The organism is Pseudomonas sp. MWU12-2319, assembly GCF_023242525.1.
GTDB lineage: Bacteria > Pseudomonadota > Gammaproteobacteria > Pseudomonadales > Pseudomonadaceae > Aquipseudomonas > Aquipseudomonas gingeri_D.
Genome location: NZ_JALJES010000009.1, coordinates 180,840 through 194,931 on the forward strand (window position 1 = coordinate 180,840; position 14,092 = coordinate 194,931).

General features: G+C 60.8%; 11 protein-coding genes and 1 pseudogene. 2 read left to right on the forward strand and 10 right to left on the reverse strand.

Annotation, left to right across the window (positions count from 1 at the left end; genetic code table 11):
- Positions 1-5: 5 nt before the first annotated feature.
- The 6 genes from M5C01_RS16560 to M5C01_RS16585 all read right to left on the reverse strand — a co-directional run bounded on the left by M5C01_RS16560 (position 6) and on the right by M5C01_RS16585 (position 7,945).
- A complete protein-coding gene (locus tag M5C01_RS16560; protein ID WP_152740343.1) occupies positions 6-1,589 on the reverse strand; it encodes an FAD-dependent oxidoreductase in 1,584 nt (527 codons plus the stop codon).
- A gap of 22 nt (positions 1,590-1,611) precedes the next feature.
- Positions 1,612-2,559, reverse strand: coding sequence for an ABC transporter substrate-binding protein (locus M5C01_RS16565; protein ID WP_152740342.1), 948 nt, complete (start codon positions 2,557-2,559; stop codon positions 1,612-1,614).
- A gap of 29 nt (positions 2,560-2,588) precedes the next feature.
- On the reverse strand, positions 2,589-3,374 hold the full coding sequence (locus M5C01_RS16570; protein WP_152740341.1) for an amino acid ABC transporter ATP-binding protein: 786 nt from the start codon (positions 3,372-3,374) through the stop codon (positions 2,589-2,591).
- Positions 3,367-4,338, reverse strand: a complete 972-nt coding sequence (locus tag M5C01_RS16575; RefSeq protein ID WP_152740340.1) for an amino acid ABC transporter permease — start codon at positions 4,336-4,338, stop codon at positions 3,367-3,369. The genes M5C01_RS16570 and M5C01_RS16575 overlap by 8 nt, the downstream gene beginning before the upstream one ends.
- Positions 4,339-4,412: 74 nt before the next feature.
- Positions 4,413-6,860 carry a TonB-dependent receptor gene (locus tag M5C01_RS16580; protein WP_152740339.1) on the reverse strand — a complete coding sequence of 816 codons (2,448 nt, stop codon included), beginning with the start codon at positions 6,858-6,860 and terminating at the stop codon, positions 4,413-4,415.
- Between the two features lie 758 nt (positions 6,861-7,618).
- A complete protein-coding gene (locus tag M5C01_RS16585; protein WP_152740338.1) occupies positions 7,619-7,945 on the reverse strand; it encodes a hypothetical protein in 327 nt (108 codons plus the stop codon).
- A gap of 127 nt (positions 7,946-8,072) precedes the next feature.
- Between M5C01_RS16585 and M5C01_RS16590 the strand changes: the two are divergent.
- A pseudogene (locus M5C01_RS16590) lies at positions 8,073-8,177 on the forward strand (type I glyceraldehyde-3-phosphate dehydrogenase); the annotation flags it as partial.
- Here M5C01_RS16590 and M5C01_RS16595 read toward each other — a convergent pair.
- Positions 8,174-8,956, reverse strand: coding sequence for an SDR family oxidoreductase (locus tag M5C01_RS16595; RefSeq protein ID WP_152740337.1), 783 nt, complete (start codon positions 8,954-8,956; stop codon positions 8,174-8,176). The pseudogene M5C01_RS16590 and the gene M5C01_RS16595 overlap by 4 nt on opposite strands.
- 139 nt (positions 8,957-9,095) lie before the next feature.
- Between M5C01_RS16595 and M5C01_RS16600 the strand changes: the two genes are divergently transcribed.
- Entirely contained in the window at positions 9,096-10,244 is a 1,149-nt protein-coding gene (locus M5C01_RS16600; RefSeq protein WP_152740336.1) for an aldose epimerase family protein, read from the forward strand.
- A gap of 183 nt (positions 10,245-10,427) precedes the next feature.
- On the opposite strand, the gene araH is transcribed toward M5C01_RS16600, so the two are convergent.
- From araH to M5C01_RS16615, 3 genes are all read right to left on the reverse strand, one after another.
- On the reverse strand, positions 10,428-11,396 hold the full coding sequence (gene araH / locus M5C01_RS16605) for an L-arabinose ABC transporter permease AraH (protein ID WP_152740335.1): 969 nt from the start codon (positions 11,394-11,396) through the stop codon (positions 10,428-10,430).
- Between the two features lie 9 nt (positions 11,397-11,405).
- Positions 11,406-12,947 (reverse strand): L-arabinose ABC transporter ATP-binding protein AraG, encoded by a 1,542-nt coding sequence (gene araG, locus M5C01_RS16610; protein ID WP_152740334.1) that lies wholly within the window; start codon positions 12,945-12,947, stop codon positions 11,406-11,408.
- Between the two features lie 63 nt (positions 12,948-13,010).
- A complete protein-coding gene (locus M5C01_RS16615; protein ID WP_152740333.1) occupies positions 13,011-14,015 on the reverse strand; it encodes a substrate-binding domain-containing protein in 1,005 nt (334 codons plus the stop codon).
- Positions 14,016-14,092 lie beyond the last annotated feature (77 nt).

Consider the following 14,092-nt stretch of genomic DNA (forward strand, 5'->3'; position numbering starts at 1 on the left):
AATGCTTATGACGCGGCCAGGGCCGCTGTCTGTCGCTGCCGGATGATTCGCTCGGCCAACTGCCCGACCACATGGCGCGCCGAATTGGCGGCCGACTCCTGCCAGATGCCGACACCGCTTTGCACCAGGCCGTCGCCGGCGAAATACACCCGGCCATGGGGTTCTTCCAGCAGGGCGCTGGCCTCGGCGGGAAAGTGTTCGCGTTGCAGCCATGGGCCTTCGCTGTAGGGGATCTGCTCCCAGGACACCGCCAGAGGGTGACGCAGTTGCCGGGAGTACCCCGGGTGCAGCAGCTCGACCGCCTCCCGGGAGGTCGCGTATTGCGCCTCAAGGGGCTGCTCACCGAAGGCATCGGCACCAGGACCTGTGACATAGCCGGCCACCAACAGTCCCTCGCGGGTATTCAGGTCGTTGCTGGGGTACCACAGCACCCGCGCCGGGTGTTCGATCCAGGACAACCCGCCGTAGGTGCGGTAATCGGTTTCCCAGAAGCGCGGGGATTGCCAGGCCACCTTGGTTGCCTGAACACTGCGGGTGCTGAGCAGCGCCGCCTTCACCGGATCGCTGAAGTCGGTGTCCAGTCTGGCCAGCAGTGGCAGCGGCAAGGTCGACACCAGATAGTCGGCACGCACCACCTGTTCGCGGCCACTGTGCTGATCGTGATAGGTCACCGCCACGCCGTCCTCAAGCTGACGGATACGGCGCACCTGGGCACCCAGTTGCACCTGTTCGGTCAGGCGCAGGTAGAAGGCATCGGTGATGCGATCCATCCCGCCCACCGGCTGGAACATGGTGGCCGAGAACTCGGGAAACTCAGTGTGCAGCAACGCGCCCCAGAGCTCCGGATGCAGCAGTCGCTCCAGGGCCACCGGGGTCGGGCGAGCGGGCAATGCCCCGGGATGCCGGGGCGATTCGAGGTGGCCGGAGCGAATGCTGCCTTCGAAAGCCAGCTCCTGTGACAGATCACCATAGACCTGCAGGAACGCCAGCAGGCGGCTACGTTCCTCGGCGCTCAACACATCGTCCAGGGCATCACGGCGCACCGCCGTGGCCAATAACCCCGACAGATGCCCACGGGCATCGTTGACCGCCTGGCCGACGGTGAACGCCGGCTGTTGCAGGTCCGGGCGCACCTGAGCGCCATGGCTGCTGTTGACCAATACTTCCAGCGGCACGCCCAGTTCACTGCAGTAATCGAGCAAGGTCCGATGTTGACTGGGAATCCGCGCCGGGCCTGCGTTGAAATACAGGCCCGGGTCAAAGGCCACGGTCTGCGTGCGCCCATCCTTGTAGTCGACCCGATCACCGTGGCGCAGGCTCCAGGTACGGCCACCCACACGGTCACGGGCTTCCAGCACTTGCACCTTGAACCCGGCCCGGGTCAGTTCCAGGGCAGTCACCAACCCGGCAATCCCGGCGCCGAGCACCAGCACACGGGTGCCCTGCCCCAGGTCCTTTTGCAGCTTCAAGGGTTGCGGCCGCCGGTGCGACGACGGCCCCAATCCCAATATGGCAAGCGTATCCCTGAGCGCTTTCTCGCCTCCCACGGCGGCGATGCTGGAAAGCGCTTCACGTCGAGTCAGTCCCATATTCATTACTCCCCTGAAGGTTTCAATCCGGCAAGCCGGGTGGGTTGATCAGTGACTTGTCGATGCGCTCCACATCCAGGCCCCAACGCTGGAGCACCTGTTCGTATTGACCGCCGGCAATCGCGCCTTCCAGGGCGGCGTGGATCGGCTGGACCAGTCCATTGTCCTTGCGGGTGGTCACGGCGATATCGGCCCGCAGTGGCCAGCCACCGTTGACGATGCCCACCAGCTTGATGCCGCCGGTGATCGCCGCCGAATAGGCAAACACCGAATTGGGGCCAAACAGGGCGTCGCTGCGTCCCGACTGCACCGCCAGCTGCGCCGCGGCTTGATCATCGAAGTACTGCAACAGCGCCGGTGCGATACCGGCCTTTTCGTTGGCCTCGTTCCAGGCCAGCAGGACTTTTTCCTGATTGGTGCCGGAGCCGACGATGATCTTCAGCCCGGCGATGTCCCGGGCCTCCTTGAGGGAGGTGATCTTGCTGGTGGTCTTGACGTAGAAACCCAGGACGTCCTGGCGATAGGTGGCGAAGTCGAAGCGCTTCTTGCGGGCCTCGGTCACGGTCACGTTGCTGATCACCGCGTCGTATTTACCCGAACTGACGCCCAGGGGCCAATCCTCCCAACTGGTCTGCACCACGTTCAATTGCAGGCCCAGGCTGTCGGCCACCAACTGCGCGGTGTCGGCCTCGCTGCCGATGGTGGTTTTATCGTCATTGGCCAGCAGCGCCAGGGGCGGCCCGGCCACCCCCGACACGGCCACGGTAAACTTGCCGGGCTGGGCGAACTTGAAGCCCGGGGGGATTTGCGCGATGGCCGCCTCGTTGCGCGGGGCATGGATGCGCTGGCGGTCGGGACTCAGATCAACCTTTTGCACAGTCGGCACACTGGCGCTTTCAGCGGCCAATACCGGCAGGGCGAGGCTGACGGCAAGCGCCAATAAGGTCACACGGGCAGTCTTTACCAACATGGGCAGTTACTCCTTTAACACGGGAAAATTCACAGCACCTTGCCGAGGAAGGCGATGGTGCGTGGATGACGGGGCTGACGAAAGATCTGTTCCGGCGGCCCTTGTTCGATCAATTGGCCATCGCAGAGAAACACCACGTGATCCGCCACTTCCCGGGCAAATCCAATCTCGTGGGTGACGATGACCAGGGTGACGCCCAACCGGGTCAGCCCCTTGATCACGTCCAGCACCTCACCCACCAGTTCCGGGTCGAGGGCTGAGGTCGGTTCATCGAACAGCAGGACCTTGGGATCCAGGGCCAGGGCCCGGGCGATGGCGACCCGCTGCTGCTGGCCTCCGGAAAGCTGGCGCGGATAAGCATCGGCTTTATCCGCCAGGCCAACCCTGGCCAGCAGTTCCCCGGCCTTGGCCCGGGCCTGGGCCTTGCTCCAGCGTTTGTGGGCCAGCGGTGCTTCGGCGATGTTTTCCCAGGCCGTGAGATGCGGGAACAGGTTGAAGCTCTGGAACACGAAGCCGACCTCGACCCGACGCTTGAGAACCTCCCGTTCCTTGAGTTCGTAGAGCAGGTCGCCCTTGCGTCGATAGCCGACGTATTCACCGTCGATAGTGATGTGGCCGCTGTCGATTTTCTCCAAGTGGTTGATGGTGCGCAGCAGCGTTGATTTGCCGGAGCCGGAAGGCCCCAGGATCACCGTGACCTGGCCCGGCTCGATGCTCAGGTCGATGTCCTTGAGCACCTGCTGATTGCCGAAGCGCTTGCCTACGCCCTGGATCTGGATGCGCCCGGCGGGCACCTGGATGGCGGCCTCAGCCATGGGATTGCTCCTTGAGCCAGTGGCGCATCCGCTGCAATGGCGTCGGCGGCAAGACCCGCGCCGTGCCACGGGCAAAGTGCCGCTCGACGTAGTACTGGGCACTGGTGAGTACGGTGGTGATGATCAGGTACCAGACCGTGGCGACGATCAACAACGGGATCACCGCCTGGGTGCGGTTGTAGATCACCTGCACGGTGTAGAACAGCTCCGGCAGGGCCAGCACGTAAACGATGGAAGTGCCCTTGACCAGGCCGATGATTTCGTTGAAACCCGAAGGCAGGATCGAACGCAGCGCCTGGGGCAGGATGATCCGGAAAACCCGCCGCGACGCCGGCAATCCCAGCGCCGCGGCGGCTTCATGCTGGCCGGCGTCCACACCGATCAGGCCGCCACGAATGATCTCCGCCGCATAGGCACCCTGCATCAGGCTCAAGCCCAGTACCGCCACGGTAAATTGGCTGAGCACATCCACCGTCGACCACTGGGCAAACACCAGGTCGGTGAATGGCACGCCCAGCACAATGTGGTCGTACAGATAGGCGAAGTTGTACAGGATGATCAGCACCAGCAACGCCGGCATCGAGCGGAAAAACCAGATATACCCCCAGGCCAGCGCCGCCAGCAACGGCGAGCCGGACAGGCGTGCGAGCGCCAGCGCGGTGCCGAGGAGGATGCTGAACACCGTGCTCAACAGGGTCAGCAACAGCGTCTGCGCCAGGCCTCGCAGCACCGATGCCGAGAAGAACCATTGGCCAAACACCCCCCATTCCCAACGTGGATTGGTGGCCAGGGAATGCCCGATGGCAAACAGCACCAGCACGGCGAACACCGATCCGGCCCAGCGCCAGGGATGACGGGACGGCACCACCCGCAAGGCCTTGATCGCAGTCGGTGCACGGCTCTTGCGAACCGGGTAGGCATTCACCTCATCGATGAGGTCAAAGGGTTTGGCAACAATGGGCATGATCTATTCCTCGCACGCAATAACACATCAGGGTGTTTTTCCAGGGGGACCGAACAGCGTCGGCGGCGCTAGCCTTAAAAGGCGTAGGTCAGGCGGGTGTAGTAGTAGCCGCCGGTAAAACCGAAGGGTGAGTAAGTGCCATAGCTGCTGACCATGGTGCTGCTGGGCACCCCCTGTTTCTTGGGGTAGGTGTCAAACAGGTTCTTGGCCCCGATGGCGATATTCAGCGCTTTGCTGAGGTTGTAGCCCAGGTCCAGATCGGCAATCCATTTGGCGCCATACACCCGATCCAGGGAGCGGTCGTTGGCGTCATTGACCTCCTTGTAGGAGCCGTAACGGGTCAAAGCCAGGTTGATGTTGAAGCGGTCGATGCTCCAGTCGCCACCCAGGATGAGTTTGGTCTTGGGCTGGATGTCGGTGATCAGGTTGCGCGCCTGGCGATCCATCAGTTCATAGGGCGTGCCGAGGATCGAGGTGGAGGCCTTGTAGTCGAGGATCCGGGTCTGGTTCCAGTTGAACGCTGCGGTCCACTTCAGGGAGCCGAACCGACCCAGGTCCTGGCTGTAATTGCCGACCAGGTCCACGCCCTTGGTGCGGGTGTCGGCACCATTGATGAAGTACTGCCCGCCGGAGGTCGAGTTGATACCGTTGTTGAGCAGCACCTGGGTGACTTCACTCCCCAGCAAGGTATTGGTCAGGGTGATGCGGTCGCGCAGGTTGATCACATAGGCATCGGCCGTCAGGCTCAGGCGATCGCTGGGTGTCAGGGTGAACCCGAGGCTGAAGTTGGTGGATCGCTCGGGCTTGAGGTTTTCGGCACCCAAGGCCCTGGCGGCGGCCGAGCCCACCGGCAGCACGCCGTAATTGATCGACTGATAGACACCATCCACCACACCGTAGGTGGTCGAGCGGGCACTGAACAAACTGTTGGCCAGGGACGGCGCACGGAAGCCATTGCTCACGGTCGCGCGCACGGCGAACTGCGGGGTGAAATCATAACGTGTGGTCAGCTTGCCGCTGCGGGTCGCGCCTACCCCTTCGTTGTAATGCTCATAGCGCAGCGCCGTGCCCACGTACCAATCCGGAACCGGGTTGAAGCCCACATCGACGTAGCTGGCGAGGCTGTTGCGCGACGCACTGCCGGCTTCGTCCGGGGAGATGCCGTTGGTGACCTGGGCTCCGGAAGAGGCGCAGTTGCCAGGTGCAACGCAGTAACCACCGTCGGCATAGGAAGCCCAGTCCCCGGCCTTCACCTCGTAGCCGTCGCGTCGATGCTCAAAGCCGTAGGACAGGTCCAGTGGCTTTTGCAGGCCGATATCGAAGCCGCGCTTGAAATCCAGGTTGGTGGTCAGTTCGGTGGAAATCCAGGTGCCGGACTTGAAGCTGTTGGGTGTCGCCTCACCCAGGGACGGGTTCTGGTTGTCCCAGGTCCCCTGCTCCGCCGCGTTGCGCCCATAGGTGGTGGACAGGTCCCAGTCCCACTGGCCGACTTTGCCCTTGCCACCGAACGCCGCCTGGAAATCGTCTTCATCGATGTACCAGGTCGGCACATACCCCGCCGGATAACCATTGGGGCCGGTGGTAATCGTGTTGGTGATGGTCGGCAAGCGGAAGTTCTGCCCCTGCTCGGCCTTGCGGTGCGAATAGGTGGTGAAGGAATACAGACTGAACCGGTCGTCAATCGGCAACTCGGCGTTGTAACCCAGGGTCTGCAGATTGATCTTGGGTGTGCCGTACCCACCATAGGTGGACTTGCCCGCCAGACCATAGGCCTGCTCGTAGCTATAGCCATTGGCGCTGGCCTTGTTGTCATCGTTCTGACTGCGTACATCCAGGGCCAACTGCACGATGCCGCCGTCACCTATCTCGAAGCCCTTGTTGAGGCTTTGCTGGACGGTCTGCTTCTTGCCGTCATAGCCGATGCCGGCATTGGTCACCGAGGTGCCGCTGGTGTCGGCCTTGAGGATGACGTTGATGACCCCGGCAATGGCGTCGGAGCCGTACTGGGCGGCGGCACCATCGCGCAGCACTTCGACATGATCGATGGCACCGATGGGGATGAAATCCAGGTCCGCCGGCGCCGCACCGGTGTTGATACCGTTGATGTTCAAGGTCGCGCTGGTGTGGCGGCGCTTGCCGTTGACCAGTACCAACACTTCAGCGGCGCTCAAGCCCCGCAGGTTGGGCGCGCGAGCCATGCCACTGGCGTCCCAGCCGGTTTTTTCCGGCAGGGTCAAGGATGGAATCAGCGCACTCAAGGCTTCCATCAAGCCGGGCTTGCCGGTGCTCTGCAATTGCTTGGCGCTGACCACATCGATCGGCACCGGACTGCTGGTCACCGTGCGCTGTTCGCCCCCCCGGTTACCGGTGACCACCACGGTGGACAAGGTCCGATCATCCTGATTCGAGGCCTCCTGGGCCTGGATTCCTCCTGACAGCAACATGCTCCCCATGGCCACGACTGCCGGACTGAGCCGCAAGGCTGAAGTCGACTCCCAGGCATGTTGTATGACTCGTTTCATATCCACTCCAACGGGTCGCCATCATTGGCGATGCATCCAAATCGCGAAGTCGGGTATTCACGCTGTCGTCAGGACAGCGCGGCATACGCGTTTTTCCGATGGGTGCCGAGCGCCCATTACAAGCGCTGGAAAACCTGCGCGATGGGGCGTGGCACTCGGGAGACCAAGCTATGCGCCGGGAGGAAAACCAGGAGGGGGCCGCAGTATTGCGTAGCGTCTGTCAGGGACAAGACGGGAGGAAAAAATCACATCACAGGATTGAATGAGCAACATACGTCGAATTCCCTTCCAACGACTCTGCTCCAGGGATCAGCGGTAGATCACCCTGTCATGCCACGCAGGTTCGGAGGTGGGTCCGAGCTGCGCTCTGCGGCATGGTACGCAGAATCTCGATCACGATTGGTACCATCCGAGGTTAGGGGTAGGTTGTAGGGGCCAAACATAACGGAATCAATATCAAAAATATAATTCTATTTAGCTATAAACTAATATTATTATTTTTAATACTTAACAAACATCTTAATTCTAAAAAATGATATTTTAAGGGCCAGAAAACCAGCCAGGAAGACGCCGATCATTGGCTGATGAACGACCGCTAGTTACCGTTGGACGTGGTCGTACACCGTAGATGCCGAGCACACTGAATTCACCGTTCCGCCCCCGACGATAGCTTCCCTTCGGCGCAGTAGGACACCTATCATTTTCACGGGCAACGAACTCCACCGACGCTAGCTATCCGGTGAGCCGAATCACAGCCGCTAGATGGGCTTGATCAACACCAACTCGAAATACCGGAACTTCTTCTTTTTGGCCTCGGCCTTGGCCTCCTGCTCAGCGATGAAGGTGCTCAGGGTATTGGCATCATAGGTCAGCACCTCGACGTCACCGCCGAACTGCTTGGTCGCACGCAGCGTGACTCGCAGCTTTGGCGAGAGTGCTTTCGCAACACCTCGAGGCTTGGGGGTTGGCGCAGAAGCGGGTACGAACACGGGTTCAGGTTCAGGCGTTGGTAAAGGATCGCTGCTTGGGCTGGAGGGGCCAAATAGCGCCAGGCGCATCTCCTCCTCGCTCAGCTCATTACTCATTATGGGCGTCTCATGGTCATTTACTTAGGAAGCTAATGGATTTTATCAGTCTTGGCCGCGATGCGCTGCAATCGGTGTAAAACAGAACTCACTGACTTCATGACAGTACCATTGTCCGAATGGGGCTATGGTCATCAATGGTACTCAAGTCAAAGTCTATGCCTGGTACGACAACGAATGGGGCTATGCCAATCGTACCGTCGAACTGGCCAGGATGGTTGGGCTGGCTTAAACCCATCCCCCATCCACGATAAAGTTCTGCGCGGAACACATCGCCGACACATCCGACGCCAAGAACAACGCCATATTGGCGATATGCTCAGGCTCGACACTGCCCGGCAGGCACTGGCTGCGGGCGATCAGCTCCCTGGCCGCGTCATCCACCCACATCGTCAGTTGTTTTTCGGTCATCACCCAGCCCGGCACGAGGGTATTCACACGGATACGACTGGGCCCCAGTTCACGGGCCAGGGCTCGGGTCATGCCATGGGCGGCAGCCTTGCTGGCGGCGTACACCGGGTATCCACTGGAAGCCATCATCCAGCCCACGGAGCCCAGGTTGATAATCGAACCGCTCCCGATTTCCTTCATCATCGGTACCACGGCCTTGGCGGCAAAAAAGGCGTGCTTGAGGTTGACGGAGATCAGCCTGTCGAAGGTGTTCGAATCAACTTCATCCAGGGTGTGGCGAACGTCATTGGCGGCATTGTTCACCAGCACATTGATCGGCCCCAGGGTCTGGGCGAAACGGCCTATGGCGGCTTTGTAGGCGATCTCGTCGGTGATATCGCAATGACCGAACTCGACGCTGTGACCCTCGGCATGCAACAGCGCCTCCAGGCGTTCGCCCTGAGCTTGTGCCCGGTCGACGAAAGCGACGTTGGCACCCTGGCGCGCAAAGGCACGGACCATGGATTCACCAATGCCCGAAGCGCCACCGGAAATCAGCACGGTTTTATCTTGCAGATCCGGGTATGACGCTGGGCGGCCAGGTGGGTGTTGGGTATTCATGTGACGGTCACTCCGATCTTATTTAGTCTTATTTTATATTGCAAATATCGAGGTATTGTCTATAAATAAACCGTCTTTTCCGCTTTAAAAAGATAATAGTCTAACTATTTAATCAAAAACAATAAAAGGTAGCTCAGTCATGCGGCAATCCAGACACCTGCTTTCCGGCATCGGCCTCTCGCTGGTGATGACCAGCCTCTGTGCCCAGGCCAACGGCCTCTCCAGCGAACATAAACCCTTCGGCAAAACCAACGACGGCACCGCCGTCGAGCAATACGTGTTGCGCAACAGCCATGGCGTGCAAGCCACGGTCATCACCTACGGCGGCGTGCTGCAGTCATTGAAGGTGCCGGACAAGCACGGCAAGTTCGACGACGTGGTGTTGGGCTTTGACACTGTCCAGGGCTATCAGGGCGGCACGGCGTTCTTCGGCGCCACCATCGGCCGCTTTGGCAATCGCCTGGCGGGCGGCACCTTCGAATTGGACGGCAAGCGCTACCAGGTGCCGCTCAACGACGGCCCGAACTCGCTGCATGGCGGCGCCCAAGGCTTCGACAAACACGTGTGGAAAGCCAAGCCCGTCAAGAACAAGGATTCGGTCGGTGTCACCCTGACCTACCTGTCCAAAGACGGTGAAATGGGCTTTCCCGGCAACCTGACCACCGAGGTCACTTACAGTCTCAACGACAAGAACGAGCTGCACATCGACTACAAAGCCAGCACCGACAAACCCACGGTGCTGAACCTCACCAACCACAGCTACTTCAACCTTGCCGGTGCCGGTAACGGCGATGTGCTCAAACAGCTCGCCACCCTGCACGCCAGCCACTACACGCCGGTCAACAGCACCTTGATTCCCACCGGCGAACTGGCCCCTGTCGCGGGCACGCCCATGGATTTCCTGAAACCCACCGCCATTGGCGAACACATCAAGGACGATCACGCCCAGCTCAAATTCGCCGAACCGAAACAGGGTGGCTTCGACTTCAACTGGGTACTGGACACCCAGGGTGACGTCGGCAAACTGGCCGCCGACGTGCGCGACCCAGCGTCCGGACGCCGTTTGCAGCTTTACACCAGCGAGCCCGGTGTGCAGTTCTACACCAGCAATTTCCTCGATGGTTCGGTCAAGGGCAAGGCGGGCAAGACCTACAACCATTGGGGTGCGTTTACCCTGGAAACCCAGCACTTTCCCGATGCGCCCAACCAGCCGAACTTCGCTTCAGCACGCTTGGACCCGGGTCAGACTTATACCCAGAAGACGGTGCTGAAGTTCTCCGCCGACTGAGCCTGTACCCGCACCTGAACCTGAACCTGAACCTGTAGGAGCTGTCGAGCTTTAGCGAGGCTGCGAAAGTGGTGGGTCAGCCAAATCCATGTTGACTGTACTGCCGCTTTCGCAGCCTCGCTAAAGCTCGACAGCTCCTACATTGGAGATTGGAGCGTTACCAATCGGTAAGCATCATCGCTCTCAGCGTTGTTTCATACGGTCGATCACCACGGCCATCAGCAGGATCGAACCACGGATCACATATTGGTAGAAGGTGTCGATGTTCTTCAGGTTCATCGCATTCTCGATGATCGCCAGAATCAGCACCCCGGCAATCACGTGACGGATCATGCCGATACCGCCGCTCAACGACACCCCGCCCAGCACACAGGCAGAGATCACCGTCAGTTCAAAACCCTGGCCGATCATCGGCTGGCCGGAAGTCATGCGCGAGGCCAGGACCACCCCCGCCAGGGCGCCGATCAGACCATGCACGGCAAAGATGATGATCTTGGTGCGATCGACATTGACCCCAGCCAGCAACGCAGCTTCCGGGTTGCCGCCGATAGCCATGGTGTTGCGGCCATAGGTGGTGTAGTTGAGCAACCAGCCGAAGAACAGGAAGCAGACCAGGGTGATCAGGATCGGCACCGGTACGCCCAGCAGTTGGCCGTTGCCGAAGATAAAGAACTGATCCTGGGACACCCCGACCGCCTTGCCATCGGCAAAGATATAAGCCAGGCCGCGCACGATCTGCATGGTCGCCAAGGTGGTGATCAGGGCGTTGACCCGTAGCTTGGCGATCACGATGCCATTGATCAGTCCGACGATCAGGCCCATCAGCAGCGCCGCGCCGACGCCGAGCAGCACGCTGTCGGTGTCGCGCATCACGATGGCCGCCACCACGCCGGCGCAGGCAATCACCGAGCCCACGGACAAATCGAAATGCCCGGACGCCAGGCAATACAGCATGGTGCAGGCGGCAATCCCGGTGGTAGAAATCGCCAGCCCCAAGCCGCGCATGTTCAGCGGCGAGAGGAAGTTGTCGATAAGCAAGGCGCAGAGCAGGAAGATCCCCACCGCCGCCAGCAACATCGCCCAATTGTCGAGCAGGCTGCGCAGGTCCAGGGGTTTGCGCGCCATCGGCAGCGCTTGGTCTTGGCTGGTCATAGTTACCTCTCAGTTCGCCTGGCCGTCGGCGCGTTGGCGCGGCAAAGCCAGTTGCAGCAGGTTGGATTCAGTGGCGTGTTCGCGGCGTTGCTCGCCACGCAGCGCGCCTTCGCACAGCACCAGGATGCGGTCGGAAATGCCCATGACTTCCATCAGGTCGCTGGACACCACGATCACCGCGATACCGCTGGCGGCCAGGTTATGGATGATCTGGTAGATCTCGGCCTTGGCCCCGATATCGATGCCCCGGGTCGGCTCATCGAGCAGCAGTACTTTCATCGGCATCGACAGCCAGCGGCCCAAAATGGCCTTCTGCTGGTTGCCACCGGACAGGTACATGATCTTCTGCTCAGCGTTGGGGGTTTTGACTTTCAGCGCCTTGATCTGCTTGTCGGCGTTGCTCTTCTCCCAGTTGTCGCGCAACAACCAGCCGAAGCCCGAATGCGCGCCACGGGCACTGATATTGATGTTTTCAGCCACGCTCGACAGCGCAATGATGCCCTCCTTCTTGCGATCTTCAGGGCACAGCAGCACGCCACCGGCAATGGCATTGCGCGGTGAACGCAACAGCAGCTTTTGCCCATACAGTTCCAGATGCCCGGCGCTACTGCGCGCCAACCCGCTGAGCAAACGCAGCAGCTCGGTGCGTCCCGCGCCGACCAGCCCGAACAGGCCGAGAATCTCGCCTTTGTGCACCTGGAAGCTGACCGGCTCGCGCAAGCCCGGTCCCAGCAGGCCGTCGACCTTGAGGGCCACCGCGCCGTGCTCCCGTGGACGGTAGTCGTAGATGTCCTCGATATCGCGACCGACCATGCAGGTGACAAGTTGATCGTGGGTCAGCGTGCCCATGTCCTCGAACGTGCGTACGTAGCGCCCGTCCTTGAACACCGTCACCGCATCGCAGATGCGGAACACCTCTTCCATGCGATGGGACACGTACAGCACCACTTTGCCCTCGTCCCGCAGGCGCCCGATGATCGCCATCAAACGATCGATTTCCCGTGCGGACAGGCTGCTGGTGGGCTCGTCGAACGCAATCACGTGGGCGCCACGGGACAGTGCCTTGGCGATTTCCACCAATTGGCGCTGGCCCAGGGACAGACGACCGAGCTTCTCCTGGGGGTCGATCTCATCGGCCAGGCCCTTGAGACAGGCAAGCGCCTGCTGACGCAGCAGACGGCGGTTGACCACACCGAAACGCGCGGGCAGATGCCCGAGGAACAGGTTTTCCGCGACGGTCATTTCCGGCACCAGGTGCAATTCCTGGTGGATCACCGCGACGCCGCTGGCAATGCTGTCGGCGGCGCATTTGAACGCCATGGTCCGCTCGCCGATGCGCAGGGTGCCGCTGTTGGGGATGTAGGCGCCGCCGAGGATCTTGAGCAGCGTCGACTTGCCCGCGCCGTTCTCGCCCATCAGGGCATGTACCTGACCCGGATGGGCGGTAAAGCTGATGTCATCGAGCGCCTTGACCCCGGGAAAGGTCTTGCCGATGCCGCTGAAGCACAGGCTGGCACCAACAGTGTGTCGTTCGTTCAGTTGCGCGTGCATAACCACCTCATCACAGCCATCAGACGGCCCGGCTACCAGGGCCGCCAAGGAAAGCGAACCGCCTTATTTCCACAGGCCGATCTTTTCCAGTTCCGGCTTGAAGTTGTCACGGGTGATCAGCGTCACTTCATCCATCGCGGTGTATTTCGGCGGTTCCTTGCCGACAGTGACCCACTCGTACATCATCTGCGCGGTTTTATAGCCCTCGATGTGCGGGCTAGGCAGCATCGATCCGAAGAAACCGCTGTTGGCTTTCTTCAATTCGCCGATGGCGTCGGTGCCGTTGATGCCGATACCGATCACGTTGGCCGCGGCAAACCCGGCACTTTCAGTGGCGCGTACGCCGCCGAGCACGGTGTTGTCGTTCATGCCGCCGATGATCAGGTTTTTCGCGCCACGGGGCAGCTTGACCAGGGCCGAGTTGGTGGCGTCCATGCTGCCGGGGACGTCCAGGGTCTTGAGGGCCGCAGTCAGGACATGGTCTTTGGGAATGCCGGCTTCTTCCAGGGATTTCATCGAGCCGTCGGTGCGCTTCTTACCGGTGTCGAGTTCGTTATAGGTGGTGATCACCGCGTAGGTGTCTTTCCAGTCCCAGCCGCGTTTTTTCGCTTCGGCGGCCATGGCGGCGCCCTGCTTCTGTCCCACTTCGAACGCGGCCATGCCCAGGTACGGCACGTCCTCCATGAAACCGCCCTTGGCGTCGACGAAGCGATCATCCACGGCGATCACTTTCATACCGTTGGCCTTGGCCTTGGCCACGATGGCCGGGCCGAGGGACACGTCCGGTGGGCAGATGACAAAACCCTTGGCGCCGTTGGCGGCCAGGCTGTCGATGGCCGACAGGGTTTTCTCGCCATCCGGCACGGCGATTTTGATCACCGTGAAGCCCAGGTCCTTGCCGGCTTTTTCGGCGAACGCCCACTCGGTCTGGAACCAGGGTTCTTCGGGCTGTTTGACCAGGAAGCCGATCTTCACTTCTTCAGCGGCCAGCAACAGCCCGCTCAAGCTCATGGCCGAGACCGCCACGGCGGCGCAGCACAGGGAACGGATACCACGACGACTATTCATACGATGACTCCTTGTTGTTTTTTTGAGAGTACGTAGTACAGCGGTGAAGCCGGACCTTATCCGGCAAATCGGTGCGC

Bases quoted from the DNA above. Each gene is read 5' to 3' on its own strand.
- M5C01_RS16560 (WP_152740343.1), bottom strand. From the start codon at position 1,589: ATGGGACTGACTCGACGTGAAGCGCTTTCCAGCATCGCCGCCGTGGGA.
- M5C01_RS16565 (WP_152740342.1), bottom strand. From the start codon at position 2,559: ATGTTGGTAAAGACTGCCCGTGTGACCTTATTGGCGCTTGCCGTCAGC.
- M5C01_RS16570 (WP_152740341.1), bottom strand. From the start codon at position 3,374: ATGGCTGAGGCCGCCATCCAGGTGCCCGCCGGGCGCATCCAGATCCAG.
- M5C01_RS16575 (WP_152740340.1), bottom strand. From the start codon at position 4,338: ATGCCCATTGTTGCCAAACCCTTTGACCTCATCGATGAGGTGAATGCC.
- M5C01_RS16580 (WP_152740339.1), bottom strand. From the start codon at position 6,860: ATGAAACGAGTCATACAACATGCCTGGGAGTCGACTTCAGCCTTGCGG.
- M5C01_RS16585 (WP_152740338.1), bottom strand. From the start codon at position 7,945: ATGAGTAATGAGCTGAGCGAGGAGGAGATGCGCCTGGCGCTATTTGGC.
- M5C01_RS16595 (WP_152740337.1), bottom strand. From the start codon at position 8,956: ATGAATACCCAACACCCACCTGGCCGCCCAGCGTCATACCCGGATCTG.
- M5C01_RS16600 (WP_152740336.1), top strand. From the start codon at position 9,096: ATGCGGCAATCCAGACACCTGCTTTCCGGCATCGGCCTCTCGCTGGTG.
- araH (WP_152740335.1), bottom strand. From the start codon at position 11,396: ATGACCAGCCAAGACCAAGCGCTGCCGATGGCGCGCAAACCCCTGGAC.
- araG (WP_152740334.1), bottom strand. From the start codon at position 12,947: ATGCACGCGCAACTGAACGAACGACACACTGTTGGTGCCAGCCTGTGC.
- M5C01_RS16615 (WP_152740333.1), bottom strand. From the start codon at position 14,015: ATGAATAGTCGTCGTGGTATCCGTTCCCTGTGCTGCGCCGCCGTGGCG.